Annotated in this window: 28 protein-coding genes; 10 read left to right on the top strand and 18 right to left on the bottom strand. The window is 63.3% G+C overall.

The features are described 5' to 3' along the window. The first annotated feature begins 95 nt into the window (after window positions 1-95). Entirely contained in the window at window positions 96-284 is a 189-nt protein-coding gene (locus ACVWW1_RS45065) for a hypothetical protein (RefSeq protein WP_456660314.1), read from the top strand. A 73-nt stretch (window positions 285-357) separates the two neighbouring features. On the opposite strand, the gene ACVWW1_RS45060 is transcribed toward ACVWW1_RS45065, so the two are convergent. After that, window positions 358-1,315, bottom strand: a protein-coding gene (locus tag ACVWW1_RS45060) for an IS630 family transposase (RefSeq protein WP_456660313.1) whose coding sequence is annotated in 2 segments (ribosomal slippage) — window positions 358-978 and window positions 980-1,315 — 957 coding nt in all. Because the reading frame shifts where the segments join, the coding sequence is not laid out codon by codon here. A gap of 126 nt (window positions 1,316-1,441) precedes the next feature. On the opposite strand from ACVWW1_RS45060, the gene ACVWW1_RS45055 reads away from it, so the two are divergent. From ACVWW1_RS45055 to ACVWW1_RS45040, 4 genes are all read left to right on the top strand, one after another. Continuing rightward, on the top strand, window positions 1,442-1,705 hold the full coding sequence (locus tag ACVWW1_RS45055) for a hypothetical protein (protein ID WP_176532497.1): 264 nt from the start codon (window positions 1,442-1,444) through the stop codon (window positions 1,703-1,705). A gap of 125 nt (window positions 1,706-1,830) precedes the next feature. Next, window positions 1,831-3,123, top strand: coding sequence for a hypothetical protein (locus ACVWW1_RS45050; protein WP_456660312.1), 1,293 nt, complete (start codon window positions 1,831-1,833; stop codon window positions 3,121-3,123). Window positions 3,124-3,130: 7 nt separating this feature from the next. Beyond that, window positions 3,131-3,910 carry a metallophosphoesterase family protein gene (locus ACVWW1_RS45045; protein WP_456660311.1) on the top strand — a complete coding sequence of 260 codons (780 nt, stop codon included), beginning with the start codon at window positions 3,131-3,133 and terminating at the stop codon, window positions 3,908-3,910. Then, window positions 3,903-4,499, top strand: a complete 597-nt coding sequence (locus ACVWW1_RS45040; protein WP_456660310.1) for a hypothetical protein — start codon at window positions 3,903-3,905, stop codon at window positions 4,497-4,499. The genes ACVWW1_RS45045 and ACVWW1_RS45040 overlap by 8 nt, the downstream gene beginning before the upstream one ends. A 32-nt stretch (window positions 4,500-4,531) precedes the next feature. Here ACVWW1_RS45040 and ACVWW1_RS45035 read toward each other — a convergent pair whose 3' ends face one another. Then, window positions 4,532-5,974: an undecaprenyl-phosphate glucose phosphotransferase gene (locus ACVWW1_RS45035; protein ID WP_456660309.1), complete on the bottom strand. Its 1,443-nt coding sequence runs from the start codon at window positions 5,972-5,974 to the stop codon at window positions 4,532-4,534. Window positions 5,975-6,069: 95 nt separating this feature from the next. Between ACVWW1_RS45035 and ACVWW1_RS45030 the strand changes: the two genes are divergently transcribed. Next, window positions 6,070-6,375, top strand: coding sequence for a hypothetical protein (locus ACVWW1_RS45030; protein ID WP_456660308.1), 306 nt, complete (start codon window positions 6,070-6,072; stop codon window positions 6,373-6,375). A 12-nt stretch (window positions 6,376-6,387) separates the two neighbouring features. Here ACVWW1_RS45030 and ACVWW1_RS45025 read toward each other — a convergent pair whose 3' ends face one another. Next, window positions 6,388-6,762 carry a helix-turn-helix domain-containing protein gene (locus tag ACVWW1_RS45025; RefSeq protein WP_176532501.1) on the bottom strand — a complete coding sequence of 125 codons (375 nt, stop codon included), beginning with the start codon at window positions 6,760-6,762 and terminating at the stop codon, window positions 6,388-6,390. Window positions 6,763-7,430: 668 nt separating this feature from the next. On the opposite strand from ACVWW1_RS45025, the gene ACVWW1_RS45020 reads away from it, so the two are divergent. Further along, window positions 7,431-7,619, top strand: coding sequence for a hypothetical protein (locus tag ACVWW1_RS45020; protein WP_456660307.1), 189 nt, complete (start codon window positions 7,431-7,433; stop codon window positions 7,617-7,619). 194 nt (window positions 7,620-7,813) lie between these two features. Here the strand turns inward: ACVWW1_RS45020 and ACVWW1_RS45015 are convergent, their stop codons facing one another. From ACVWW1_RS45015 to ACVWW1_RS44980, 8 genes are all read right to left on the bottom strand, one after another. Beyond that, a complete protein-coding gene (locus ACVWW1_RS45015) occupies window positions 7,814-8,026 on the bottom strand; it encodes a hypothetical protein (protein ID WP_176532503.1) in 213 nt (70 codons plus the stop codon). An 835-nt stretch (window positions 8,027-8,861) separates the two neighbouring features. Then, window positions 8,862-9,119 carry a hypothetical protein gene (locus ACVWW1_RS45010; RefSeq protein ID WP_224943030.1) on the bottom strand — a complete coding sequence of 86 codons (258 nt, stop codon included), beginning with the start codon at window positions 9,117-9,119 and terminating at the stop codon, window positions 8,862-8,864. A 61-nt stretch (window positions 9,120-9,180) separates the two neighbouring features. Then, on the bottom strand, window positions 9,181-10,209 hold the full coding sequence (locus tag ACVWW1_RS45005) for an NAD-dependent epimerase (protein ID WP_456660306.1): 1,029 nt from the start codon (window positions 10,207-10,209) through the stop codon (window positions 9,181-9,183). Window positions 10,210-10,304: 95 nt separating this feature from the next. Continuing rightward, window positions 10,305-10,721, bottom strand: coding sequence for a hypothetical protein (locus ACVWW1_RS45000; RefSeq protein WP_456660305.1), 417 nt, complete (start codon window positions 10,719-10,721; stop codon window positions 10,305-10,307). A gap of 55 nt (window positions 10,722-10,776) precedes the next feature. After that, entirely contained in the window at window positions 10,777-11,052 is a 276-nt protein-coding gene (locus ACVWW1_RS44995; RefSeq protein ID WP_176532504.1) for a hypothetical protein, read from the bottom strand. Between the two features lie 157 nt (window positions 11,053-11,209). Continuing rightward, entirely contained in the window at window positions 11,210-11,407 is a 198-nt protein-coding gene (locus tag ACVWW1_RS44990; RefSeq protein ID WP_173641808.1) for a hypothetical protein, read from the bottom strand. A gap of 163 nt (window positions 11,408-11,570) precedes the next feature. Further along, window positions 11,571-11,729, bottom strand: coding sequence for a hypothetical protein (locus tag ACVWW1_RS44985; protein WP_456660304.1), 159 nt, complete (start codon window positions 11,727-11,729; stop codon window positions 11,571-11,573). A gap of 457 nt (window positions 11,730-12,186) precedes the next feature. Next, window positions 12,187-12,339: a hypothetical protein gene (locus ACVWW1_RS44980; protein WP_173641807.1), complete on the bottom strand. Its 153-nt coding sequence runs from the start codon at window positions 12,337-12,339 to the stop codon at window positions 12,187-12,189. A 253-nt stretch (window positions 12,340-12,592) separates the two neighbouring features. On the opposite strand from ACVWW1_RS44980, the gene ku reads away from it, so the two are divergent. Next, entirely contained in the window at window positions 12,593-13,570 is a 978-nt protein-coding gene (ku, locus tag ACVWW1_RS44975; RefSeq protein WP_456660303.1) for a non-homologous end joining protein Ku, read from the top strand. 207 nt (window positions 13,571-13,777) lie between these two features. On the opposite strand, the gene ACVWW1_RS44970 is transcribed toward ku, so the two are convergent. Next, window positions 13,778-13,942 (bottom strand): Flp family type IVb pilin, encoded by a 165-nt coding sequence (locus ACVWW1_RS44970; protein WP_092127042.1) that lies wholly within the window; start codon window positions 13,940-13,942, stop codon window positions 13,778-13,780. 323 nt (window positions 13,943-14,265) lie between these two features. On the opposite strand from ACVWW1_RS44970, the gene ACVWW1_RS44965 reads away from it, so the two are divergent. Beyond that, on the top strand, window positions 14,266-15,900 hold the full coding sequence (locus ACVWW1_RS44965; RefSeq protein WP_456660302.1) for a thiamine pyrophosphate-requiring protein: 1,635 nt from the start codon (window positions 14,266-14,268) through the stop codon (window positions 15,898-15,900). A gap of 82 nt (window positions 15,901-15,982) precedes the next feature. Further along, window positions 15,983-17,197 (top strand): NAD(P)/FAD-dependent oxidoreductase, encoded by a 1,215-nt coding sequence (locus ACVWW1_RS44960; protein ID WP_456660301.1) that lies wholly within the window; start codon window positions 15,983-15,985, stop codon window positions 17,195-17,197. Between the two features lie 139 nt (window positions 17,198-17,336). Here ACVWW1_RS44960 and ACVWW1_RS44955 read toward each other — a convergent pair whose 3' ends face one another. The 6 genes from ACVWW1_RS44955 to ACVWW1_RS44930 form a co-directional block, all read right to left on the bottom strand. Beyond that, window positions 17,337-18,581: an ABC transporter substrate-binding protein gene (locus tag ACVWW1_RS44955; RefSeq protein WP_456660300.1), complete on the bottom strand. Its 1,245-nt coding sequence runs from the start codon at window positions 18,579-18,581 to the stop codon at window positions 17,337-17,339. Between the two features lie 41 nt (window positions 18,582-18,622). Next, window positions 18,623-20,101, bottom strand: coding sequence for an ATP-binding cassette domain-containing protein (locus tag ACVWW1_RS44950; RefSeq protein WP_456660299.1), 1,479 nt, complete (start codon window positions 20,099-20,101; stop codon window positions 18,623-18,625). Beyond that, the gene (locus ACVWW1_RS44945) at window positions 20,102-21,028 is read right to left on the bottom strand and encodes a branched-chain amino acid ABC transporter permease (protein ID WP_176532515.1); all 927 of its coding nucleotides are present in this window, start codon (window positions 21,026-21,028) and stop codon (window positions 20,102-20,104) included. A gap of 1 nt (window position 21,029) precedes the next feature. After that, on the bottom strand, window positions 21,030-21,905 hold the full coding sequence (locus tag ACVWW1_RS44940) for a branched-chain amino acid ABC transporter permease (protein WP_456660298.1): 876 nt from the start codon (window positions 21,903-21,905) through the stop codon (window positions 21,030-21,032). Window positions 21,906-21,999: 94 nt separating this feature from the next. Further along, window positions 22,000-23,223: an ABC transporter substrate-binding protein gene (locus ACVWW1_RS44935; RefSeq protein WP_456660817.1), complete on the bottom strand. Its 1,224-nt coding sequence runs from the start codon at window positions 23,221-23,223 to the stop codon at window positions 22,000-22,002. A gap of 383 nt (window positions 23,224-23,606) precedes the next feature. Beyond that, window positions 23,607-25,202, bottom strand: coding sequence for an MDR family MFS transporter (locus ACVWW1_RS44930; protein ID WP_456660297.1), 1,596 nt, complete (start codon window positions 25,200-25,202; stop codon window positions 23,607-23,609). Window positions 25,203-25,336: the final 134 nt, after the last annotated feature.

Here is a 25,336-nt window from a genome sequence, read left to right as displayed (position 1 = left end):
GAACTGTCGCCTTGTTTGGCGGTTCTCTCGGCTGCTCTCTTGGCGGATCTGGCGTTTTTGCCGGGGAATTGGGTACTTCTCCTGCTCCACGCGTCGTGCAGCGCGTCGGCCGTAACTGCCAGCGGCTGCAATATTGTCATGGCGATGTCTGCCAGTGGAAGCGGGTCTGCTGGCACGGTTGCCCGGATCGCTATTCCTGCGCGCCGCTCTATGGCGCCTATGGGCCGTATGGCGGCCGCGACTACTGGGCCACCTACAGTTACGGCGACCTGCGCCCGTTCTGAATGTTATTCGATTAACAAAACCGTTGGCTACTCCAACGCCGGCCGGCACCGCGCCGACCGGTTTAACCCCGGCTTAGAGCATGATGTGTTTATACGGAAACGTACCTGAATTTTTGAGATAGTTGGCGCACTCCTCCTTGGAGAAGACGTCGAGGAGTTCGCCGACCTTGCGCCAAGTCGCTTCGACATCACGCGGCTGCGCGGCTCGCATCAGGTGTTTGAGCTTGGCGAAGACCTGCTCGATCGGATTGAGGTCGGGGCTATAGGGCGGCAGGAAGAGCAGATGGGCGCCTGTGGCGCGGATGGCGTTGCGCGCCGCCTTGCCCTTGTGACTGCCGAGATTGTCGAGAATGACGAGTTCACCCTTTGCGAGGGTCGGCGCCAGCACCTGCTCGACATAGAGGGTGAAGAGCTCGCCATTGATGGGGCCGTCGATGACCCATGGCGCGCTGATCCGGTCGTGGCGCAGCGCCGCGATGAAGGTCATGGTCTTCCAATGGCCGAAAGGCGCAGACGCCTGGAGACGTTGCCCACTCGGTCCCCAGCCTCGCAGCGGCGCCATGTTGGTTTTGATCCAGGTCTCGTCGATAAAGACCAGGCGCGAGGCGTCGATCCTGCCCTGATGGGTCTTCCAGCGCGTCCGTTTACGCGCGATATCGGGACGATCTTGTTCGGCCGGCAGGATCGTTTTTTTTGAAGCTCAGCCCTTCGGCATGGACGAACGTCCACACTGCCCGCACGTCGGTCTTGATCCCGCGCGCAGCCAGTTCCTGCGTCAGCTTCCGCAAAGTGAATGGGCCGGAGCGAATGCGTTTGCGCAGCCAGTCGGCATCGGTGCCGGACAGAACCGGCTTCTTGTGACCGCCGATCTTGCCGGGAGAAACGCCTCCGGTCTCCCGCCGCAGATTCTTCCACTTTGTCACACAGGAAGGACTGATCTGAAGCGCTTCTGCAATCGAACGCACGGTCTCGCCCGCGTCAGCCCGCGCCAGAGCGAGTTCACGAAGATCTTCCGAATAGGGTCGCGTCATCCATGCTGGCCCCCGTTCCAGCATGGAGTTGGAATCAGAAATTGTCCCTTCTGGGAATCCCGATTCCGGCAAAAAACAACATGCTCTAGGATCCGGCCCGATAATATGCGGGCGCAGGGTTTGGTTATGTTATTTGTTTTGCTTGGCAATTTGATCGGCGGCGCTGTGCTCGGGCTGCGCCAGCACTGTCTGGTGCTGGTGCCGGTCGTGCTTGCGGAACTCATGCTACTGGCCGCCGTCGGCGTAGCGCGCCTCTTGTGGTCGGAGACCGCGCTGCTCATGATCACCGCCATGGTATCGCTGCAGGGCGGATATCTCGCGAGCACCTTCGCACCGCGGCTCCGGACCCGCACCTCGACGCCGCTCGTCGCCCTGCGCCGCCCGCATTAACGCGGCATAACGCTGCCCCACCGTGCGTATCCGATTTCGATTGACCTCGCAGCGAGCCCGGGGCATCCCGCTGCCTTGCGTTCTCACCTTCCGCAGGACCTGTTTTCCAAGGATTTGCCCCTCCCGTGTGGAACGTCACGGCTTTCATCTGCATCTTGATCGGGGCGTCGATTCCGGTGGGCTTCATCGACGCATCGCTCGCCATTGGCCTGGTCGGCGCAGCAACGTCGCTCGGGCTGCTGGCAAGCCTGACGGCGATCCGTCCAGGTGAACTGTCTTTCCTGAAGCGGGTTGCCGGGCCCGCCGTTGCGGTCGCCCTGGCGCCGATGCTCTGGATCATCGTCCAGATGCTTCCGCTGCCGTTCTGGGCGCATCCGGTGTGGAAGTTCGCCGGCGAAACACTGGATGCATCGCTCAGCGGCAGCATCACGATCGACACCGGCGCGAGCCTTGGCGCGCTGCTGCTCTGGCTGTCGCTGCTCTCGGTCATGGTCACTGCTGCGGCGATCGCGATCGATGCCCGCCGGGCCGACATGGTGACCCGCAGCATCGTAGCGACGGCCGTAGCCGCGACCCTGATCCTGCTGTTGTACAGCGAGCCGATCAAAGCCTGGCTCGGCGCGGCCGACGTTGGGCGCGACGGGACAGCAAACGGATTCCTCGTCGTCACTCTGATTGGCGTTCCGCTCAGCCTTGTGCGCGCGCTCGACGTGGGAGGACATGCTGACGGCCGCACGGCGGCGCAGTTGGTGCGATTGCGCTGGCTGCTCGCCGCAAGCGCACTGTTCTGCGCTGCCAGCGCCTGCTGGTACGGGCGGCGCGGCGCCGCGATCGCGATCGTTGCAGGCATCGCGCTCGTCCTGATGACCTTCGCCGCGCGAAAACTTCATCTGCATCGCTGGAGCAGCGCTGCCGCTGCGGCTGCGATCGCGCTGATCGCGCTGGCAACGGCGATCGCCAACCGTCATCCCGACGTGGCGCTTGCCATCGCCTTCGTCCACGCGCCGGCCGAACTCGTGCAGTCGACCCACAATCTGCTCGCCGACCTGCCCGCGCTCGGCGGCGGCGCCGGCACCACGGCAACGCTGGCATCGACCTACATGGACTGGCAAGGGGCGACCACGCGGCCCGTGGTGGCGACCAGTGCCGCAGCCTTGATCGCGCAGTTCGGTTCCGCCATGTTCTGGACTTCACTCGCGGTTACGATCGTGGGCATCGCTGCGTTCACGGCCGGTGCACGTAATCGCGGCCGTGACTGGTCCTATCCCGCGGCGGCGGCAGCCGTGTTGCTGACGCTGACGCTCGCCGCCTTTACCTTGCCGGAATTGCCGGCGCTGCCCGGAGTGATCGTGTTGGGAGCCGTGATCGGAACAGGACTGGCACAGCGGATCAGCCGTTCACCGTTGCAGGCGGGCTAGACTACAGATGCGCAGCCTCCTCCGGCGTATGGTCGGCCAAACCGGCGACCTCGAACATGACGACGGCGACGAGACCTGCATCTATGCCGTCGGCGATATCCACGGACACGCCGACCTGCTGCACGAGATCTGCGCACGGATCGATGCCGATATGCGCAAGTCGCGTCCGGCGCGGCCGATCCAGGTCTTCCTTGGCGACTACATCGATCGCGGACCGGATTCGCGCGATGTGATCGCGATGCTCGAACAACGCCGCCGGACCCACAGCGTGGTCTGCCTGCTCGGCAATCACGAGGCCTGCCTGCTGGAATTTCTCGTCAATCCCGACATGCTCGCGCAATGGCGGCAATTCGGCGGCCTGCAGACGCTGATGTCCTATGGACTGACGCCCTCGCTCAATCCCGACGCAGCGGAACGCAGGGCGCTCGCCGGGCAGTTGGTCCGCCAGATGCCGCCGGCCCATCTCGCCTTCCTGCGCTCGCTGCCGATCACCTTTTCCTGCGGCCGCTATTTCTTCGTGCATGCCGGCGTCAGGCCCGGCGTCGCGCTTAAGCGGCAGCGCAAGGAAGATCTGCTCTGGATCCGCGACGACTTCCTGGTGTCGGAAGATGATTTCGGCAAGGTCGTGGTCCACGGCCATACGCCGGTCCACGAGGCCGAGCTGCTGCGCAACCGCATCAATGTCGACACTGGCGCCTATGCGACGGGCCGCCTGACCTGTGTCAAGCTGGAGGGCGCGCGGCGAACCCTGCTGATGACCGGCAACCGGGCAGCGCGCCATGGCTGATGCGAAGGCTGACGCGACCCGGCATCACCCACGGCAGCTGTCGCCGGCCTTCGTGCCGGCCGCAATCCTGATCGGCGCCGCGACGCTGGCGTTGTCGATCTGGTGGCTCGCCGCCGATGCATTGCGCGGCAAGCCTTCGCTCGCGGCCGCCCTCGGCGTGGTCAGGAGCGAGCTGTGGCTCGCCGACGGCTGGAGCGAGTTGCAGGCCTCGCCCGAGGCGGCCGAAGCCGCCTTCACCCGCGCGCTGCGGCTCTCGCCGATGGACGCCGGCAGCTGGTTCGGCCTCGCCTCCGCGACCGGGCGGTTCGACTGGCTGAACCCGACCGCATCGAAGGCGCTGAAGATGTCCTACTACACCGGCTTCAACCGCAGCGACCTGGTCGCGCCGCGCCTGATCCTGCTGGCGCAGGTCGATACCACGCGCGATTTGGAACTGGTCGATCTGCTGCAGCGGCAGGTCCGCCTGATCCTCACCCGCGCGCCGGAGCTGAAGCCGGCGCTCGGCCAGGCCTATCGCGTGGCAACCGATGCCAACCGGCGCATCATCGAGGCGGAATTCAAGGACGCCAGCCAGAGCATTCCGGAGTAGCGGGCGCCGGCACACGTCGGATGCCCGATCCGCTAGATTCCCTTGTGCCGCAGCACCGCGCCCACGGTGCGCAGCAGGATGCGCAGGTCGAGCATGAAGCTCCAGCTCTTGATGTAGATGAGGTCGTGCGCGACGCGCAGCTGCATGTCCTCGATCGCGGGAGTCGCGCCGCGCAGTCCCTGCACTTGTGCGAGCCCGGTGATGCCCGGCTTGACGTGCTGGCGCTGCGCGTAGCTTGCGATCAGCTTCGAATATTTGTCGTCATGCGCCAGCGCATGCGGTCGCGGCCCGACCAGCGACATGTCGCCGCGCAGCACGTTCACCAGCTGCGGCAGCTCGTCGATGCTGCGGCGGCGCAGCGTGGCGCCGATCCCGGTCAGCCGCGGATCGTTCGCGCGAGCCTGCGTGATGACATCGCCGTCCTCGAGCACATGCATGGAGCGGAACTTGAGGATGGTGAATTGCTTGCCGTCGAACCCGTTGCGGCGCTGCCGGAACAGGACCGGCCCCCTGGAGTCGAGCTTGATCGCAATCGCGGTCCCGATCAAAAGCGGCGCGAACAGCACCAGAAGACCACTCGATGCCACGATGTCGAACAGCCGCTTGCCGGCACGCTCAACCGAGGTCAACGGCGAGCGCTGCATTTCCAGCGTCGGTATCGGGCCAGACGCAACCATCCGCAGCGCCAGGAACCGCTCCGCCGTCCGATCCGGCAGCAGCCGTACCGGCAGCGGTGACGCCCGCAGCTGATCGCACACGAACTGGATGCGCGGTTCCTGCTGCCAGGGCATCGCCAGGATGATCTCGTCGGCGCCGCACTCCCGCGCCGCGCGAATGGCTGACGCGACGGCGGCGCGGTCGCCCGCGTCGTCGGACAGGCCGGACAACTGGATCCGTCGCACCTCGCTGAGGCCGAAATCGCGCAGCAGGCTCGATTGCCGCACCCGGGACAATTCGTCCGCCGTCCCGACCACCACCGCACGGCGCGTCGCCAGCATGCCGCGGTCGATCGCACGTTGCAGCGGCGCCTGCAGCAGCATCCGTCCGGCCACCAGCCCAAGGCCGCCGATCACGCCAAACGACATCACCGACCCGCGCGAGACGCCGGAGCCAACCTTCAGAAGGAAGATGATCAGGGTCATCAGCAGGACCACCAGCAGCCACCCGCCGAGCAGGCTGCTCCAGCGCCGGTCGAGACCGGCCAGCACCTGCGCATTGTAGAGGCCCTGCGACTTCGCCACGAACATGTGAAGGATGGCGGCGAGGACCCCGATCCCTAGAAAACCCTCGAAGCTGTTGCTATAAACCGTGTGGTAGTAAAACAGGTGATAGGCCGCGCCGCCAATGATGCTGGACAGCCCGACGATGATCATCTCGAAGACGACGGCAAACGTTTCGAGCGAGGCAAAAGCGAACGAGAAGGCGCCGAAGCTAACCGGTACCTTCGCTATTCGAGCGTCCGAAAGGTCCGTCATCGGGAATTAACATTCGTGTTAACAATTCACATGTTTAATATCAGGCAGGTCGTGAGCTCGCAAGACCTGCCGGCAATATCAGGCAGAGAGCGTCTATGAGTTCATCGGCTGGCGAAACCGAGGCCGCGCTGCTGGCCCTCCTCCATCTCATCCGCCTGATGGGCGCCGAGCTCGTCGCAGGCCAGCACCGCGACGACGTCGAGGTGCTGGTCAAGGCGGTCGAAACAAAGCTGCGATCAGCCCGCTTTCCGGCCGAAATGCCGAATCAGGACATTGTCAAAGGCCTGGATCTCGCACAGGCGAGGCTGCGTCCGATCCTCGAGGAGCTGCGCGCAAGATCCGAGAAAGCGCATCTGAGCGACCAGCTGCTGCTGGCTCCCAAGCCCTCGCGTATCCACTAGCGGCAGCTTACGTCAGCTCTGGACTTCACCACGGCGGGGCAAACCGTTCCCGCCGCTGGATCTGAGCGCAAGCTTCTCCTCGATCTTCATTTTCTCGAGCAGCAGGTCGGTCACAATCCGGCGCAGCCGTTCATTTTCCAGCCGCAATTCGTCAATACGGTTGTGGGCGTGGGGAATACCATCTCGATCATCTGCGCGAGCGGCAAGCTCGGTCACAGTACCATTCGGGTGATGGCCGCGTGCAGCCTCCTGCTTGCGCCAGCGGTGAAATGTCATCACGCTAACGCCCAGCACCTTGCACGCTTGGGCTTGTGACTGCCCTCGCGCCATGAGTTCCTCGGCTTGTTTGACCTTGGAACTGATCTCGTCAGTTGAATGACGCCTCATTGGTCATCTCATTGCCCCCTAGATTAGCAATCATCGCATGGCCTATAAGCTATGTAAATGCAACAGGAAATTCAAATTGAGGATTTCCCGGGGGGCCTTCGGGAGCCTCGAACTTGCCGTCGGCAGCGCCGCATTGTGCGAAGAAACACCGAAGCTGCAAGGTGTTTACCGGAATATATGAGCAATATTCCTGCCGTACGACGACCTCACAGAAAAAGTTATACGACTTTCTGCGCATGACAATTTGATCTGGATAACTGGCGCACCGTTTGCATTCCCGAATGAGAAGCAAATGAGAACATCCAATCGGTCCCGCGACAGATTGTGAGTGCACCATGCCTCTCCGCGATATCTACGCCGCCGGTCAGGCGAGAGTTTCACAACATTCTAACAAATTAATCCCGCGACCTTTCGCGTCCGGCAGCTTGCGGGCACGCACGCGCAGCGGTAGTTACTCAGACGTTAGGTGTCATGAGAGTTTCAACATATTTGAGGATCATTTTCAGAAAACCTAACACTTATAGCTCGATCCGCGAATCATCAATTAGGCGCTTTCCCACCCGAGGCCATCAGGCGGAACCACGACCGCCCGACAATCCGCGAACTATTCTGTGCTGACGCTTGTCAGAGCCAGCCTCTGATCGACACATTTTACGAGGATCGACACTATGGCGCGTCTCAAGGTCTTCGAGGGGAAGCAATCCGCGTCCAACGACGCGACCGACGCTTTGGAACGCCTCCTCGCGGAGAATTCCGAGCTCCGGCACACCGCCGTCGAGTTGATGTTGCAGACGTGGATCCTGCGCGAGCGCCTGTCCTACGTCGTGGCGCACAAGCCGGTGCGGCAAGAGCACTGACTGCCTGCCCTCACGACCACAAATTGTCCACGGCAAGATCACCTAGATCGAGCCAGCTCGCCCAAAACCAGGATCGGGCGAGACAACGTTCAATTTAAAATTGAATTGTCCATAGCAGCAGGCGCCGACATCCTCGCCAGACTGGCTTGGATGTGGCCGCAAATTCTGCTCAGTGGGAAATAGGCTGACGGACTTCAGCTGTGGTGAACCCGGCGCAATGCGACACGCGGGGCGTTCTGCTCACGCGACATGCCGAACGAACGAGACGCGGCTGGGCGCTCGTGGATTTCACGCAACGCGGCGATATCAAGCATCAGCGCAACGACTTCGTTGCGCAGCGATTGATTGGTTGCGAGCAACGCCTCTTCGATTGGCTGATGCGAATGTTGAACTTTGTGCTGCTTCATGGCGCGCCCTCGCTCTGCGGTTAGGGGTATGAGCGATGTGATTGAAGTTTCGATGACAGGGTTAGATCACACATATGGAATGCGGTTAATGGGGCAGGTTTGCGACGAACGTGGCTCCGCGATAAATTTTCTCAACCAGGTTCCACAACCTGATCGCGAAACGTTCGATCGACGGCCTTAAATGTGTCGTCGCGATGGGATGTCAGCGGCAGCGACGCGGCGCGCCGCCAAAGAGCGCAGCCGGCACTGACCATGAGGCGCGAGCAAGAGCATGAAATCATTTGACGATCGTTGATCGCAGCGATCGCCGTCGAAACCGGCGACACGCCTGCCGGCTATCACAATGTCGCCGCGTCAATGGCTCGGGGGGTGATGAGCTGTTCCAGCTTCGAACCAGATATTCCACCACACACGGCATGCACACACTAAATCTGCTGCTTTCGATCAATCAGTTTTTTCGCCGCGCATAACAGGTTGAACCGAGCAGCATGGATGCAGCGTACCGACACCGCGTCGACTGCACTGATCGCAGAATATTTCGATCCGTTTCGGATCTCGAGGCCGCGGATCTGAGCATTCGGATCCCTGACGATGCGGCGGAGGGACTCAACGCCACACATTCGATCATGCAAGATATTCACCTCGTAGACCTGGCCGAATGCGACAATGCTATTCTAATTCGAAATGAGCGGTAATGAGGCATTCCGACTTCAGCAGAGGCAGCGAAATGCCTTCGCGTCTCACATGCGCTTGCACGATTGCCACGGCGGACAGCAGCGGATTCGACCAACCGCCATAAGCATCGCTAATTCGCAACGTGCGTCGCGATCGTGCGCTATTTCGATTTGGGAGGCGTGTCGTCGCCCATCTTGCCGCCATTGGCGACGCATTTGTTGAAATAGTCGCGCTGATCCTTCGCCCCGCCCCTCGCGCTGCCCGAAGCAGGATTGCCGGGCTCTCGCGGCGGAAACGCCCGCGCGACCAAGGCATCGCAGGTGCGTGCGACCTGGGCGTCGATCGCGTGCGCCGGAACGATTGCGCCGGACATGATGATCACGGCTGACGCGAATGCAAAACCACTGATAACTCTCATTGCCGCGCTCCGTTCCACGCCGCGCCAGGTTTTTCTCGAGCCGGAATTCGCAAGGAGCGCACTAAGTCCGATCGACATTGTGATAAGCCCGATACCAGGCGACAAATTTGGCAATGCCGGCCTCGATCCGCGTCTGCGGCCGAAAGCCGATTTCACGCTCCAGATCGGAGACATCGGCTGACGTCTCCATTACATCCCCAGGTTGCATTGGCAACAACTGCCTTTCAGCCTGCCGGCCGAAGCCCTGCTCGAGCAGCGCGACCACATGCATCAGTTCTTCCGGCCTGCTGTTACCGATGTTGTAGACGCGCCACGGCGCCTTGCTCGAACCGGGGTCGGGATGCGCGCCCGACCAGTTGAAGTCGCCCTCGGGCGCGCGGCCGATCACCCGCACCATCGCCTCGACCACGTCATCAACATAAGTGAAGTCGCGCCGCATGTTGCCGTTGTTGAACAACTGGATCGGCTTCCCTCCGGTGATCGCATCCGCAAACTTATAGAGCGCCATGTCCGGCCGATACCACGTCCCATATACGGTGAAGAACCGCAGCCCCGTCGTCGGGATGCGATAGAGGTGGCTGTAGGAATGGGCGAGCAGCTCGTTGGCCTTCTTGGTCGCGGCATACAGGCTGACCGGATGATCGACGTTGTCGTGGACCGAGAACGGCAGCTTGGTGTTGGCGCCATAGACCGACGATGACGACGCAAACAGCAGATGCCGGCACGCAGTATGCCGGCAGCCCTCGAGGACGTTGAGGAAGCCCTCCAGATTGGAATCCATGTAGGCATGCGGGTTCTGCAGGGAGTAGCGCACGCCGGCCTGGGCAGCCAGATGCACCACGACCTCGAAGCGATAGCGCTCGAACAGCGCCTTCATCCCGGCGCGATCGGCGAGGTCGAGTTCCAGGAAGGTGAAGCCACGGTGCTGCTTGAGCAGATCGAGCCGCGCGTGCTTGAGCGCCGGATCATAATACTGGTTGAGATTGTCGATGCCGATGACCGGCTGCCCTGCCCGCAGCAAATGCTCCGCCAGATGGAAGCCGATAAAGCCGGCGCAGCCCGTGACGAGTAGATTGCCTGCGATCACCACGTTTCGCCTGTGCCTTTCGCCTTGCGCCGGACCAGGCCGCACGCCGTCAGGTGCGGGCCGCAGCTTCCGGCTTGGCGTTGCGGCCGCGGGGCGCGTCAGTTGCTGGCGGCCGGAGGTTTGTAGTCAGGAAAGCGGCTCAGTACCGCGGCCTTCATGAACTTGAAGTGCGCAATCTCGGTCGCCAGTTCCTTCAGCCGACGCTGGCCGTTGGAGATCTCGGCGTCAAACAGGTCTTGATGATAGTTGTCAAGCGCCTCGCGTTCCAGATACTCGTCGGTGCCGTTGCCCAGCGTCACCGCCGCGCGGGCCAGAACGTCGTCGACACGGCGTCCGAGGCCGGATTGCTCGCTTTCGGCCGCCTGCAACGCGGCCTCGATCGCTGCCATGATCGATCCGATTCGGGCGCGATCGGTCTCGGCATCGCGCTCGGCCGAGCGTGCCTTGAAACCTTCCTCGCTCCGCCGCGACCTGATCAGGTCTTGCGCGCGAGCCCGCAGAAACAGCTGAAACATCTGTCAGTATCCGGTTCGGGCCCACTCAGGCAGTATCGCTCAAAATCGCCCGGTCTTAGTTAAAAAAGGGTGAACTATCCTGTTGCCCGGCCCTCAGGTCGGCCTTCCACTTGATCCAGGCCTTGTCGTGCTTGTCATAGAGCTCGACCCACCGTCCCTCGACGGCTGACGGCATAAGTTCCGCACCGTGGGCTTCCCCGCCCAGCATCGGCAGGGAGGCGTCCAATCCTTCGAATTCCGACGTCTCTTCAAGCGTAAGTCCGACCAGCACGCGCCGTCCGCTGACATCGACGACATACCGCCTTGGCGAATGCCCCCTGAGATCACTCATGCGTGCAAGTTCCCTCGCGATGCGCGGGCCAACGGCAACACCCCGCCGGCACGCGAACCCAGCCCGGCTGCCGCAACGAAGACAAGATGACCGATTGCATGTCGCCCGCCAACCCCAACTCACGCCACTGTCGCGCTACCTCTGCCGAGCTAGCCCGCTAGAACGCGCGGCGCATGTGGCCGAATGCGGTCACCGGCTGTTCCCGCCTCGCCGATTTGGCGGCCGGCGGCGCCACATACGGCGCATAGATCCGATATTGCGCGCGGCGCTTGCGCGATCGCCACGAGCGCGTGGCGAAACCGGAGAAGAAGCCGGCGACGAACGCCGCCGCAAGGATGAGAACAGGAGAGAGCATCACATTCGTCCACGTTAGTCTCGATGTTATTAACATTCGGAGTTGTGACGACATCATGATTGCGCGCGCCGAAAGAATGTTCAGCCGCTGGAATTTTTTGTGCAATCGAACGGCGCAACGATGACCCGGCGCCCACATCGGCTGTGCTCGCGCGCGGGGCGCTTCAGGAGAACCACCACAGCATGAATTTCAGGAACATCGAGCTGAGCAGAAAAATCCACCCCGCCATCGCCAGCAGCGTCAGGCCGACGAATACACCTGAAACGCTTTTCTCCTTGAGGCGCGCCAGCAGCGAGTTTTTTTCTTCTTGCGGATAGAACATCTCAAGCTCAAGACGCATTTGATTCAAATCAGCTAGCAGCCAATTTCGATGATCTCATGACGCGTCACGGCGGCAACTCGCTTCGCATGTCACAGATCTCGGCTGCAAAATCTCGTGAAGGCGAAGGCCGTCGACGACGATTCATGGCTCACGTCCTGGCTGACAAAGTCTTGGCTCAAGAAAATTCCGCGTGACACGGTCAGCGATCGGCCCCCGCGACCTCAGTAGGCCGCGCGCCGGAATTTTTCAGTTGCGTGATATTGCGCTCTGCGCCGCGGATGCGCGTCGCGCGTCGAATCGATCGTCGAGCCAGAGAATGCCATGCGACCGCACGCACGACGGCCGTGGCGAGCTGTAGGCGTGATCGACCGCACACCCCGCAAGCGCATGGTGGCCGCCCTGCTGGTATCTCAGTTTAACAAGCAAGACCTCGCATGCGGAGACCGCGATCGCAGCGTTACACCCGGAAAAAGGCGAACCAGATAATTCCGAGGATCAAGACTGCGAGCCCCGTGGAGGCCGTGAGCAGCGCGAGAACCGATGGTCCGGGCTCGGCCTGGCGCGCCTCGGTCGGGGTTTCTGTGATCTGACCGTGTCGTTCCGTTGCCATGGCGACCTCGTTGCTTAAGTGCCTGAAATTCCGGCGATTGCCGCTCCCCTTCGGAGGGCCAACGCGTGATCCGGAGCGATGTTCCGAGCCGCCTGACGGCTGTCCAACGACCACGCCGCCGCCGCGTCAAACGGGCGCAGGCTTGAGCCCACGGTTAACGCCGTTGCCAAATTCACCGGGCCGCGTTGTTTCAAACCGGGGTTCCCGGTGTTATCCTTGATCGTTCCGTCGGTTGCGTAATCGGAGTTTCCCTATGGCCCCCCGCGCCAACTGGAAGGGCTTTTTGCGCCTTTCGCTCGTGACTTGTCCGGTCGCCCTGTACCCGGCGACGTCGGATACCGAGAAGGTCTCCTTCAACCAGATCAACCGCAAGACCGGCCACCGGATCAAATACGCCAAGGTCGACGCGGAGACCGGTGAGGAAGTCTCCACCGACGACATCATGAAGGGCTACAAGGTCGACACCGACACCTATATCGAGGTCACCAAGGAAGAGCTCGACGACATTGCGCTGGATTCGACCCGCACCATCGAGATCGACGAATTCGTGCCGCGCAGCGAGATCGACAGCCGCTATCTGATCCGCCCCTATTATCTCGTTCCCGACGGCAAGGTCGGCCACGACGCCTTCGCGGTGATCCGCGAGACCATCCGCAGCATGGACAAGGTCGCGATCGGCCGCGTGGTGCTGACCAACCGCGAGCACATCATCGCGCTCGAGCCGCTCGACAACGGGCTGATGGGCACGCTGTTGCGCTACCCCTATGAGGTGCGCAGCGAGAAGGAATATTTCGACGACATCCAGGATGTGAAGATCACCAAGGATATGCTCGACCTCGCCAAGCACATCGTCGAGCAGAAGTCCGCCGAGTTCGATCCGGAGGATTTCGAGGACCGCTACGAGCAGGCGCTGATCGACCTGATCAACCAGAAGCGCAACGGCATCAAGATCGCCAAGCCCGCGGCGAAGGCCGGCGGCAATGTCATCAACCTGATGGACGCGCTGAAGAAGAGCCTCGCCAACGAGAAGCAGGCCGCTCCGGCCAAGGCCGAGGCAAAGGCGGCGAAGGGCAAGAAGCCGAAGAAGCGCATCGAGGGCCAGCGCGAGATGCTGCTGCCGATCTCGGGCAGCGGCAAGCGCGAGCCGAAGGAGGCCGTCAAGCCCGAGTCGAAGAGGGCCGAGAAGCCCGCGCGTGCGCAAGGTACCGCCGCGCGCAAGAAGGCGGGTTGAGGTCGCGGCGCTGCCGCAGGCCGCCGACTACATCATAAGCTATCGGAAGACGCCCAGCAGGAGGCGCGCTGGCAGATCGCGGTTGTGCATCTGATCGACGCGGGAAATCTGGCGGCGGCTTGTTCGCGCGCATCGCGATGCTTCGCGCGCTGAATGGAGACGGCGGAGGCGACTGAATCAGAAAGTGTGAAGCGTGGCTGGTGGCGCTTACTTGAATGCCGAACTGACGGCGGTGAACTGGCCGCTCACGGTGGTGCCTATGCCTCTGACGCCGGCGACGATCACGATGCTGATGCCGCCGGCAATGATGGCGTATTCGATCGCCGTAGCCCCGACGTCATCGCGCAGAAATCTTGCAAGCAACGCGCGCATGAAAAGCTCCTGTCCGACGCCCGCGGCTTTTTCTCCCGCGCCGTAGTAATATTCCAGCAAAACTAGGCCACATTGGTTGACGGCCCATTGATGGACACAATGAACGATCGCTTAAGGGTTGCAGAGAAACTCGCTGCTAGTTCTGCCTGCATCCCGTCCTCGCCCCGCAAGGCGGCAAGTCGGGATTGGGCGTAAACGCATATCAGGACTACCTGATCCGGCCCCGGCGGCGCTTTACCCTCGCGGCGGAATCCTGTTCCTTTATCGGACAGGACGACAACGAGGCCGGATCGAACCGGCCGCATCCAAAGGGAGTGACCGTCATGAAGCTCGGCACCGCGATCGCGGAAATCATGAAGCGCGAGGGGATCGAGATCCTCACGGGCTACCCGGTCAACCACCTGATAGAATACGCCGCCAGTGCCGACATCCGCCCCGTGATGGTGCGCCAGGAGCGCATCGGCGTGCACATGGCTGACGCGATCTCCCGCGTCACCTCGGGCGAGAAGATCGGAGCGTTCTGCATGCAGCACGGACCGGGGGCCGAGAACGCGATGGGTGGTGTCGCGCAGTGCTACGGCGAATCCGTACCCGTCCTGGTGCTGCCGATGGGTTATGCGCGCCGGCTTGCCAACATCGATCCGAACTTCAATTCCAGCCAGGCGATGAAGGCGTTCTCGAAATCCTCGGAGCCGATCAACATCGCCGCTGAGGTCTGCAACATCTTCCGCCGCGCCTTCACCAAATTGAAGAACGGCCGCGGCGGGCCGGTGATCGTCGAGATCCCCGCCGACATGTGGAACGAGGAGGTGCCGGAGCCCCTGAACTACACACCGGTGCTGCGCACCCGCTATGGCGCCGATCCCGTCCATGTGAAGGAAGCCGCAACCCTGCTCGTCAACGCCAAGCGTCCGGTGATCTATGCCGGCCAGGGCGTGCATTACGCAAAAGCCTGGCCGCAGCTGAAGCGCCTTGCCGAGCGGCTCGCGATCCCCGTTACCACCAGCCTCGGCGGCAAGTCGTCATTCCCGGAGACGCATCCGCTGTCGCTCGGCTCCGGCGGCCTTGCCGTACCGCGCGCGGTGCCGAAATTTCTCACTGAGGCCGACGTGATCTTCGGCATCGGCTGCTCCTTCACCGAAACGTCGTTCGGCATCGCAATGCCGAAGGGCAAGACCATCATCCATTCGACGCTCGATCCGAACCATCTCAACAAGGATGTCGAGGCCACAATCGGGCTGGTCGGCGACGCCGGCCTCGTGCTCGACGCACTGCTGGAGGAGATCGGCAAGACCGTGACCGCGGACCGCAACGCCAGCGCGGTCGCGGAGGAGATCGCCGCCTCCCACAAGGAATGGCTCGCCAAATGGATGCCGAAGCTCACGCATAACGATGCGCCGCTCAATCCCTACCGCGTGTTGTGGGACCTGCAGCACACCGTTGACATCCACAATACCATCATCACCCACGACGCCGGCAGCCCGCGCGATCAACTGTCGCCGTTCTGGAAGTCGGTCGAGCCGCTGTCCTATATCGGCTGGGGCAAGACCACGCAGCTCGGCTATGGTCTCGGCCTCGCGATGGGCGCCAAGCTGGCAAAACCGGACAAGCTCTGCATCAATGTCTGGGGCGACGCCGCGATCGGCTTCACGGGGATGGATTTCGAGACCGCGGTGCGCGAGCGGATTCCGATCATGTCGATCCTGCTCAACAATTTCTCGATGGCGATCGAACTGAAGGTGATGCCGATCTCGACCGAGAAATACCGCTCGACCGATATCTCCGGCGACTACGCCGCGATGGCGCGCGCCTTCGGCGGCTACGGCGAGCGGGTGACCAAGCCCGAAGACATCATCCCCGCGATCAAGCGCGGCATCCAGAAGACGAGGGAAGGCGTGCCGGTGCTGCTGGAATTCATCACCAGCAAGGAGACCGAGGTGTCGCGGCCGGGGACGTGAGGGCACCTCACACGCCCTCACCCACTTGATTTGACCTCGCCTGCACGGGCAAGCTCCCTCCGACAAAGGATCGGAGGGAGAGATGGCGCGCATCCTGGTGCTGGGTGCCGGCTTTGCCGGTCTGTGGGCCGCGCTTGGTGCGGCCCGCAAGCGCGACGAGATCGGCGCGCGGGCTGAGGACACCGAGATTCTCGTCGTCGATCGCAACGCCTATCACAACATCCGGGTGCGCAATTACGAGGTCGATCTCGGCGACGTCGCGCTGCCGCTGCAAGATCTGCTCGATCCGGTCGGCGTCAGGCATAGGGTGGCTGACGTCACGGCGATCGATCCGGCCACGCGCGAGGTCATCGTCAAGAAAGGCTCCGGCGCGGACACGCTGACCTACGACCGGCTGGTGCTGACGACCGGCAGCGAGCTGGTCCGCCCCGCGATATCAGGCCTTGCCGCACACGGCTTCAATGTCGACACCTTCGAAGCAGCCACACGCCTCAACACGCATCTTGCCGCGCTCGGCAAGCAGCCGCCGTCGCCGGCCTGCGCGACGGTGGCCGTGGTCGGCGCTGGCTTCACCGGGATCGAGGTCGCGGCCGAGATGCCGGCCAAGCTCGCCCGCGCCGGCATCGCCGGCGATCACCGCATCATCCTGATCGATCCCAATCCGGTGGTCGGCGCGACGTTCGGCGCGCATGGCCGTCCCGTCATCAATGAGGCGCTGGCCGCGCTCGGCGTTGAGACGCGGCTGAATGCCAGGGTACGCGCCATCGATGCCGTCAGCGTCACGCTCGATGGCGGCGAGATCATTCCGGCCGCGACCGTGGTGTGGTGCGGCGGCATGCGCGCGAGCCCCCTTGCGGCGACGCTCCCGGTCAAGCGCGACGGGCTCGGCCGCCTCCCGGTCGACCATTGCATGCGCGTCGAGGGCCTCAATGGCGTATTCGCCGCCGGCGACGTCACCTCCTGCCTGATCGACGGCGAGCATCCGACCGTGATGTCCTGCCAGTTCGCGCGGCCGATGGGCCGCTTCGCCGGCCACAATGTGGTCGCGGATCTGTTCGGCGAAAAACTCCTGCCGCTCACCATCGACTGGTACGTGACGGTGCTCGATCTCGGCGCTTGGGGCGCGCTCTACACCACCGGCTGGGACCGCGAGGTGCATACGTCAGGCGCCGCCGCCAAGCTCACCAAGCAGACCATCAACCAGCAGCGCATCTACCCGCCGCGCAACGGCGATCGCGCCGCCCTGCTTGCGGCCGCCGCGCCGACGATCCAGACGGCACCGCCGACGCGGAAATAATTTTAGGGCTCACTCTCTCAATCGTCATGGCCGGGCTCGTCCCGGCCATCCACGTCTTTCTTCACGGCAGCACCAGAGACGTGGATGCCCGGGACGAGCCCGGGCATGACGAGTACGTGGGAGCACACTCGTGCCGCAATTACTGCGACAGCTTCACAAAATCCGGAAACTTCAGCTTCCCTTCCGCGATCGCCTTCGGCCAGACCGTGATCTGCTTGCCGCCCTGCCACTGGAACACGAGGCCGGTGACGGCACCCGGGCCGGACTTGATGCCGTGGGTGAACTCGTCGTTCTTGCCGTAGAACTGGATCTTGCCGATCGTGCCATCGAAGTCGGTCTTCTCGAGCTCGGTGACCATCTTGTCCGGATCGGTCGAGCCGGCGCGCTGGATCGCTTCCGCAATGATGTAGACCTCGTCATAGGCGGTGTAGCCGGTATAGGCCGGCGGCGTGCCGAACCTGGCCTTGAACGCTGCCGCGAACGGTTTTGTCTTTGGCGTCACCGCGACGTCGGGCGTCGCCACCGCGAGCGACGGCACGCCTTCGGCCGCGCCGTTGGTGTCGCCCCAGAACGTCGGGCTCAGCGCCTGCGCGCTGATGCCGAACATCGGGATCGGCACCTGCTGGTTCTTCCACTGCACCGTCGGCTGCACGCCGACATGGGAGATGCCGGTGACGATCACGTCGGGCTTGGCGGCTTCCATCTTGTTGAAGATCGGCGTGAAGTCGGTGGTGTCGGGCGAGAAGCGGATGTGCTCGACGACCTTCAGGCCGGCCTTGGGCAGGCAGGCCTCGTAGCCGATGTCGAGCGGCTTGGTCCAGGCCGCGTCCTCGCTCATGATCGCCACCGACTTGAACTTGAGCTGGTCGACCAAGAGCTCCTTGGCCGCGTCGCAGACCAGCTGCGCCTGCGCGGCCGAGGTCAGGTAACCGTGGAAGGTGTACTTGTTCTTCTCATAGTCGTTGTGGATCGCCTTGGTGATCTCGTTCGAGGCGGCGCCGGGGGTGATCAGCGGCATCTTCAGCCGCGACGCCCACGGCTCGAGCGCCAGCACGACCTCGCTGATGTAGCTCGCGATCACGGCCGAAACCTTGTCCTCGCTCACCGCACGCTGGAACGCGCGCACGGAATCCGCCGACGAACTCTTGTTGTCGTAGGTGACGATCTCGATCTTGCGGCCCATCACCCCGCCCTTGGCGTTGATCTCGTCGGCCGCGATCTGCGCGCCGCCCGGGGTTGCGGCACCCGCGATCGACTGCACCTCGGCGATGATTCCGATCTTGATCGGGTCCTTGGACTGCGCATAGGCCGGCGCCGCGAGGCACAGCGCGAGCGCCGAGGCCAACAGGCTCACGCGGGTGGCGGTTGAATATGCTGGCATCATGATCTCCCTTGCTTGTTTTGTTATTCTTCAAACTTTGAGCGTCAGAGAAAGTCCTTGCCGGCCTCCGCGGCGAACCGGCCCGGATCGCCTTCCCAGACGATCCGCGCGTGCTCCAGCACATAGACGCGGTCGGCATGGGGCAGCGCGAAGGTCACGTTCTGCTCGCCGAGCAGCACCGTGATCTTGGTGGTCTGGCGCAATTTTTCGAGCGCCTTCGACAGCAGTTCGAGGATGACCGGCGCAAGCCCCAGCGTCGGCTCGTCCAGGATCAGGATCTGCGGCTGCATCATCAGCGCGCGGCCGATCGCCAGCATCTGCTGCTCGCCGCCGGACAGCGTTTGCGCCATCTGGCCCTGGCGCTCCTTCAGGATCGGGAACAGTTCGAACAGCCAGGCCAGCTGCTTCGCCCGCGCCGCGTCGTCGAGGTGCTGGCCGCCGAGATCAAGGTTTTCCCGCACCGTCATCTCGCCGAACAATTCGCGCGATTCCGGGCACTGCACGAGGCCCGAGCGGGCGATCTTGGCCGGCCCGGTGCCACGCAGCTTCTGCCCACCGCGCAGAATCTCGCCGGTATAGGGCAGGAAGCCCGAGATGGTGTTGAACAGCGTGGTCTTGCCGGCGCCGTTGAGGCCGACGATCGAGACGAACTCGCCCTCATGGACGTGGATCGAGACGTTCTCCAGCGCCTGCGCCTTGCCGTAATGCACGCTGACATTCTCGACCTGCAGCAGCGGCACCTTGTCCTTGAACGAGGTCTCGGGCCGTGCATGGGTCTCGATCGCACCGCCGAGGTAAACCCGCCGCACGGTCTCGTTCTTCATCACGTCCTCGGCGCGGCCGGTCGTGATCTCCTCGCCGAGATACATCGCAAGCACACGGTCGACCAGCGCGGCGACGCTCTTGACGTTGTGGTCGACCAGCATCACCGCGCGTCCCTCGTCGCGGAAGCTGCGGATCAATTGCGAGAACACCCCGACCTCGGCGCTGGTGAGGCCAGCAAACGGCTCGTCGACCAGCACCACCTTCGGGTCGCGCGCGATCGCCTTCGCCAGCTCAAGCCGTCGCAGATCGGCGAACGGCAATGTCGGCGGGCGGCGATCCATCACCGCCCCCAGGCCGACACGTTCGGCGATCCACCTGGCACGCTCGGTCAGCGCCTTGTCGGGAAACAGCATGAACAGGCTGTCGGGCAATAGCGCGACCATGATGTTCTCGAGCACAGTCTGCCGGTTCAGCGGCCGCGAGTGCTGGAACACCATGCCAAAGCCCTTGCGCGCGATCTTGTGCGCGGGCAGCCCGGCCACGTTCTCGCCGTCGAACAGCACCTCGCCCGTGGTCGGGCGCTCGATGCCCATCACGCTCTTCATCGCGGTCGACTTGCCCGAGCCGTTCGGCCCGATCAGGCCGAGGATCTCGCCGGGATGCAGGTCGAACGACAGGTTCTTCACCGCGGTCAAGCCGCCGAATCTCTTGGTCAATCCACGGACGGTGAGCGTTGCTGTGGTCACAGTCTGATCCATTTAGGAGCGCGCCTCGCGTGACAGGGCCGCTCCGAGGAAACCGCCGGGGAAGAATAGCACGACGAGCAGCGCCACCGCCGAGACGATGAAGGTCGCAAGCTCGCCGGTCGGACGCAGGAATTCGCCCGCGACGATCAGGAAGATCGCACCTAACGCCGCGCCCAGCACGGTGCGCCGGCCGCCGAGCACGGCGGACACGATCACGTTCACGCCGACCGCGACGTCGACCACGGTGCCGACCGAGGCGGTGCCGAAGTAGAACACCAAGAGCGCCCCCGACAGTCCCGAGAAGAAGGCGCTGACGATAAAGGCTGCGAGCTTGTGCTTGACGATGTTGAAGCCGAGCGCGCCGGCCTGCACCGGGTCCTGCCCGCTTGCCTGAAGCACGAGTCCAACCGGCGATTGCGACAGTCCGTACAGGATCGCGGCGCTCACAGTCATGAAGCCGAGTGCGATCCAGTAATTGGCGCCGGCATTGATCGTGATGACATCGGGGATGGTGAGACCGATCTCGCCGCCGGTCAGGTCAGCGAACACCACGATGAAATTCTGCAGCATCAAGACCGCAACCAGCGTGGTCAGGCCGAAATACGGTCCCCTCACCCGCAGCGCCGGCAGCGCCAGCACGAAGCCCGCGACCACCGACGCCAGCGCGCCGAGCAGGATGCAGACATAGACCGACCAGCCGAACTGGTTGTTGAGAATGCCGGCGGTGTAGGCGCCGGTGCCGATCAGGAAGGTCGGCCCGAAATTGACCTCGCCGGCGAAGCCGAACAAGAGGTCCCAGGCCATCGCGAACACGCCGAAATAGAACGCGACGGTGAGCAGCCCGAGGATGTAGCCAGAGACATAGAACGGCAGCGTCGCGGCAACCACCACGCAGACCAGCGAAATGAAGAACAGGCGCGAGGTAAAGAAGTTGGCCATCTCAGCGCCTCCCGAGCAGGCCTTGAGGCCGGATATACATCACGAACACCAAAAGCAGCAGCGCCGGAATGGTGCGGTAGGCCGGCGAGATCATGTAGGCCGTGATGGTCTCGAGATAGCCGACCACGAAGGCCGCGATCAGCGAGCCGGAGACGCTGCCGAGGCCGCCGAGCACCACGATCGAGAACGCGCTCGCGGTCAGCGGCCCGACGCTGTAGGAGCTGACGCCTAAGAACATGCCGAGCAGCACGCCGGCGATACCGGCCAGGATGCCGTAGATGCCCCACACCACGATGTAGATCTGGGTGAGCTCGAGCCCAAGCAAGGTGACGCCGCGCGGGTTCATCGAGGCCGCCAGCACCGCCTTGCCGGTCCGCGTGCGATTCACCAGCAGCCAGAGCAGGCCGATCACGAGACAGCACACCAGCGCGGTGAAGATGTTGTTGCGCGGCGTGCGGTTGCCGAGGATATCGACGACGCCCTCGACGATCGGCAGCACCGTCTTGGCATTGTTGGTGAAGAAATAGGCGATCAGCTCCTGGATCATGATGCCCCACAGCAGGGTGCCGGTGAGGACGAAGATTTCCTTCTCCTCGTTGGGGATCCGCCTCGAGTTCTGGATCGGCTTCACGACCGCGAAATAGGTTGCGAACGCCATGATCAGCGCCACGCCGACACCGAACAGCGCGCCGGTATAGATGTCGAGGTGCAGCACGCTGGCCGCGGCCCAGGCCGCGACCGCTGCGGCCACCATGATGGCACCGTGGGAGAGGTTGAGAACGCCGGAGACACCGAAGATCAGGGTGAAGCCGGTGGCACCGAGTGCATAGAGCGCACTGATGGCAAAGCCATCGATCAGGATTTGTAAGGCAAGCATCTCAAATCGGCCGCGGCAGCAAAGCTGCCTGTTGTGGAGGACGCGGAACTGAATGCGGATGCTCCCGGGACCGGCCCGGGAGCATGATCATCGATCAGTTGGTGGTGAGCTTGATGAAGTTCGGGAACTTGAGATCGCTCTTGGCGACCTCCTTCGGCCAGACCGCGACCTGCTTGCCGCCCTGCCACTGCAGCATCAGTCCGGTGATCAGGCCCTTGCCGTACTTGATCGAATGGGTGAACGGATCGTCCTTGCCGTAGAACTGGACGCGTCCGATGGTGCCTTCCCAATCGGTCTTCTCCAGCGCATCGACCATCTTGTCGGCCTCGACCGAGCCCGCGCGCTTCACCGCATCCGCGATGTAGTAGACCTCGTCATAGGCGGTGTAGCCCGCATAGGAGGGATAGTTGCCGTAGCGCTTCTTGAAGCCTTCCGCGAACGGCACCGACTTCGGCGTCACCGCGACGTTCGGACCCGACACGCCCTGATACAGCACGCCTTCCGCAGCGTCGTTGGTGTCCTTGCCGAAGGTCTCGTTGGTCGCCTGCGAGGAAATGCCGAACATCGGGATCGGCACTTGCTGGTTCTTCCACTGCACCGTCGGCTGGACGCCGACATGGGAGATGCCGGTGATGATCACGTCGGGCTTGGTGCCCTCGATCTTGTTGAATATCGGCGTGAAGTCGGTGGTATCGGGCGAGAAGCGGATATGGTCGACGACCTTGAGCCCGATCTTCGGCAGGCACTCCTCGTAGCCGACGTCGAGCGGCTTGGTCCACGCCGCGTCCTCGCTCATGATGACCGCGGTCTTCATGTGCTTCTGATCGACCAGCAGCTCCTTGGCGGCGTCGCAGACCGACAGCGCCAGCGCCGCCGAGGTCAGATAGCCGTGGAAGGTGTACTTGTTCTTCTCGTAGTCGGCGTGGACGCTCTTGCTGATCTCGTTGGAGGCCGCACCGGGCGTGACGAACGGGGTCTTCAGGCGCGAAGCCCAGGGCTCGAGCGCCAGCACGACTTCGCTGATGTAGCTCGATATGACGACGTTGACCTTGTCTTCGTTGACCGCGCGCTGGAATGCGCGCACCGAGTCCGCCGAGGACGAGTGATTGTCGTACGAGACGATTTCGATCTTGCGGCCGTCGATGCCGCCCTTGGCGTTGATCTCGTCGGCGGCGAGCTGCGCCGCCTGCGGGATCGACGCCCCGGCGATCGCCTGCGCTTCGGCGATCACGCCGATCTTGAGGGTGTCAGCCGCCAGCGCTCCGCCGGGGCTGGCTGCCAATAGGCCCAACACGGCCGCTCCGGCAAGTTGCTGCATCGCATGAACAGGCAGTCGCGATGTTCTCTTCACCCTGTTTCTCTCCTCTTTTTGTTCGGCTGCTTCGAGCTCTTGGGGCCGGACTATAGCTGCGACAAAACGCGCAGCAAGTGAAACTGCGCGCAGATCGCCATGCGTGGACGACAACTAAAGTAGTGGGTCGCCATGCGAAGCTGTACCTCCACCCACACTGTCATCGCCCGGCTCGACCGGGCGATCCAGTACGCCGCGGCCTCTCGGCTCAAGCACCAGCGCCTCTGGAATACTGGATCACCCGCATGCGCGGGTGATGACACCGCGTGGTGTGACAACTGGAATCGCGAGCCATCCTCATTGTCGTCCCGGCAAAGGCCGGGACGACAGCGGTGAGCTTGGCTAGCGCCCTACTCCGCCATCTCGACCGCCGGCCGCGTCGCGGGACCGGCGAGCGGGCGCTCTTCCATCGTGATCATGCAGATCGAGGCTGTGGTCAGCAGCACGGCGGCGGCGCCGAACACGTAGCGGAACGCAGTGATCATGTCGGCCATCGGGATCGCGCCGACGGTGCTGGCGGAAGCGGCATGATGCTCGCCGGCGAGCGAGATGTCGGTCCCGAGCGTCATCAGCAGGATCGTGGTGAAGGCGGCGACCGTGAAGGAGGCCATCATCGCGCGGAAGAAATTCATCGCGCCGGTCACGGTGCCGACCTGCGGACGCGCCACCGCGTTCTGCAGCGACACCACGCTGATCGGGAATGTGGTGCCGAGCCCGAGCGCGAACACGCTCATCAACAGCAGCAATCCCCACAGCGGCAGCGTCGTCACGGCCATCCCGACGGCGCAGATCGCAGCGACCGAGGTGCCGACGATCGCGACACGTTTGTAGTGCTTGGCCTTCGCCATGGTCCGGCCGGCGATCGCAGCACCGAAGGTCGAGATCGCCGCGAGCGGGATCAGCGCAAGGCCGGCCTCGCTGGCGGTGAGGTGATAGACCACCTCGTAATAGAGCGGCAGGTGCACGGTGAGCCCGACCATGGCGCCGAGCGCGCAACCGCCCGCGCCCATCGCGAACGGTACCACCGAGCCGCCGAGCAGCGACAGCGGCAGGAACGGCTCGTCGGCCCGGCGCGCATGCCAGACGAAGGCGCCGGCGAGCGCGATCGAGGCGCCGATCATGGCCGTAATGGTCGGCGACAGCCAGGACAGACGCGTGCCGCCCCAGGTCAGCACCAGCATCAGCACGACGGCCGAGGCCATCAGCAGCACGCCGCCGAGCCAGTCGACCTTGCGCTTGCGGTGGAACACCGGGATCTTGCTCATCTTCGGCAGCAGCAGCGCCAGCGCCGCCGCCGCGAGCGGCAGGTTGATCCAGAAGATCATCGACCAGTGCAGGTGCTCGGCGAACACGCCGCCGACCACCGGACCGAGAATGCCACCGGCCATCCAGACGCTGGAGAAATAGGCCTGATAGCGGCCGCGCTCGCGCGGGGTGACCACGTCGGAGATCACGGTCTGGACCACCGGCATGATGCCGCCGCCGCCGAGCCCCTGCAGGCCGCGGGCAACGATCAGCATGGTCATGCTGGGCGCGATCGCGCACAGCACCGAGCCGACCACGAACAGGCTGAGCGAGGTGATGATCATGACGCGGCGGCCATAGATGTCGCTCAGCGTGCCGAACACCGGCGCCACCGCGGTGGAGGCGAGCAGATAGGCCGTGATCACCCAGGACAGGTTGGTGACGTCGTGAAACTGGCGCCCGATCGTCGGCAGCGCGGTCGCGACGATGGTCTGGTCGAGCGCGGCCAGGAACATCGTCAGCATCAGGCTGATCACGATGGTGCGGACTTCGTCCGGATTGAGCGGTGCCGGCGGCGCCAGCGGTGGCGCATCGCTGAGTTCGATCACCTCGCTCGGGAGGCGGGACAGCTCTTCGGCAATGTCGTCGGGCAATGTCTCTTGGTCGGCAGGAATCCGGCTCTGCCGTTCATACTTGTTCATTTGGGGCGTAATGCTGCTGCGCGGACGCGTGCCGCGATGGAATCATTCTCTGATCCGCAATTTATGCAGCAATTCGCTGCTGAGGCAGGCACCTCAGCGCATGGGTGCATCCCGCCTCGGTGTTCTCGCGATGA

This window comes from Bradyrhizobium sp. JR3.5 (assembly GCF_054057015.1).
This window is presented reverse-complemented; position numbering and strand designations above follow the sequence as displayed.

What these genes read in the sequence shown, in the direction of transcription:
- ACVWW1_RS45055 (WP_176532497.1), top strand. Translation starts at nt 1,442, where the DNA reads ATGTTATTTGTTTTGCTTGGCAATTTGATCGGCGGCGCTGTGCTCGGG.
- ACVWW1_RS45045 (WP_456660311.1), top strand. Translation starts at nt 3,131, where the DNA reads ATGCGCAGCCTCCTCCGGCGTATGGTCGGCCAAACCGGCGACCTCGAA.
- ACVWW1_RS45040 (WP_456660310.1), top strand. Translation starts at nt 3,903, where the DNA reads ATGGCTGATGCGAAGGCTGACGCGACCCGGCATCACCCACGGCAGCTG.
- ACVWW1_RS45035 (WP_456660309.1), bottom strand. Translation starts at nt 5,974, where the DNA reads ATGACGGACCTTTCGGACGCTCGAATAGCGAAGGTACCGGTTAGCTTC.
- ACVWW1_RS45030 (WP_456660308.1), top strand. Translation starts at nt 6,070, where the DNA reads ATGAGTTCATCGGCTGGCGAAACCGAGGCCGCGCTGCTGGCCCTCCTC.
- ACVWW1_RS45025 (WP_176532501.1), bottom strand. Translation starts at nt 6,762, where the DNA reads ATGAGGCGTCATTCAACTGACGAGATCAGTTCCAAGGTCAAACAAGCC.
- ACVWW1_RS45020 (WP_456660307.1), top strand. Translation starts at nt 7,431, where the DNA reads ATGGCGCGTCTCAAGGTCTTCGAGGGGAAGCAATCCGCGTCCAACGAC.
- ACVWW1_RS45015 (WP_176532503.1), bottom strand. Translation starts at nt 8,026, where the DNA reads ATGAAGCAGCACAAAGTTCAACATTCGCATCAGCCAATCGAAGAGGCG.
- ACVWW1_RS45010 (WP_224943030.1), bottom strand. Translation starts at nt 9,119, where the DNA reads ATGAGAGTTATCAGTGGTTTTGCATTCGCGTCAGCCGTGATCATCATG.
- ACVWW1_RS45000 (WP_456660305.1), bottom strand. Translation starts at nt 10,721, where the DNA reads ATGTTTCAGCTGTTTCTGCGGGCTCGCGCGCAAGACCTGATCAGGTCG.
- ACVWW1_RS44995 (WP_176532504.1), bottom strand. Translation starts at nt 11,052, where the DNA reads ATGAGTGATCTCAGGGGGCATTCGCCAAGGCGGTATGTCGTCGATGTC.
- ACVWW1_RS44990 (WP_173641808.1), bottom strand. Translation starts at nt 11,407, where the DNA reads ATGCTCTCTCCTGTTCTCATCCTTGCGGCGGCGTTCGTCGCCGGCTTC.
- ACVWW1_RS44985 (WP_456660304.1), bottom strand. Translation starts at nt 11,729, where the DNA reads ATGTTCTATCCGCAAGAAGAAAAAAACTCGCTGCTGGCGCGCCTCAAG.
- ACVWW1_RS44980 (WP_173641807.1), bottom strand. Translation starts at nt 12,339, where the DNA reads ATGGCAACGGAACGACACGGTCAGATCACAGAAACCCCGACCGAGGCG.
- ku (WP_456660303.1), top strand. Translation starts at nt 12,593, where the DNA reads ATGGCCCCCCGCGCCAACTGGAAGGGCTTTTTGCGCCTTTCGCTCGTG.
- ACVWW1_RS44970 (WP_092127042.1), bottom strand. Translation starts at nt 13,942, where the DNA reads ATGCGCGCGTTGCTTGCAAGATTTCTGCGCGATGACGTCGGGGCTACG.
- ACVWW1_RS44965 (WP_456660302.1), top strand. Translation starts at nt 14,266, where the DNA reads ATGAAGCTCGGCACCGCGATCGCGGAAATCATGAAGCGCGAGGGGATC.
- ACVWW1_RS44960 (WP_456660301.1), top strand. Translation starts at nt 15,983, where the DNA reads ATGGCGCGCATCCTGGTGCTGGGTGCCGGCTTTGCCGGTCTGTGGGCC.
- ACVWW1_RS44955 (WP_456660300.1), bottom strand. Translation starts at nt 18,581, where the DNA reads ATGATGCCAGCATATTCAACCGCCACCCGCGTGAGCCTGTTGGCCTCG.
- ACVWW1_RS44950 (WP_456660299.1), bottom strand. Translation starts at nt 20,101, where the DNA reads ATGGATCAGACTGTGACCACAGCAACGCTCACCGTCCGTGGATTGACC.
- ACVWW1_RS44945 (WP_176532515.1), bottom strand. Translation starts at nt 21,028, where the DNA reads ATGGCCAACTTCTTTACCTCGCGCCTGTTCTTCATTTCGCTGGTCTGC.
- ACVWW1_RS44940 (WP_456660298.1), bottom strand. Translation starts at nt 21,905, where the DNA reads ATGCTTGCCTTACAAATCCTGATCGATGGCTTTGCCATCAGTGCGCTC.
- ACVWW1_RS44935 (WP_456660817.1), bottom strand. Translation starts at nt 23,223, where the DNA reads ATGCAGCAACTTGCCGGAGCGGCCGTGTTGGGCCTATTGGCAGCCAGC.
- ACVWW1_RS44930 (WP_456660297.1), bottom strand. Translation starts at nt 25,202, where the DNA reads ATGAACAAGTATGAACGGCAGAGCCGGATTCCTGCCGACCAAGAGACA.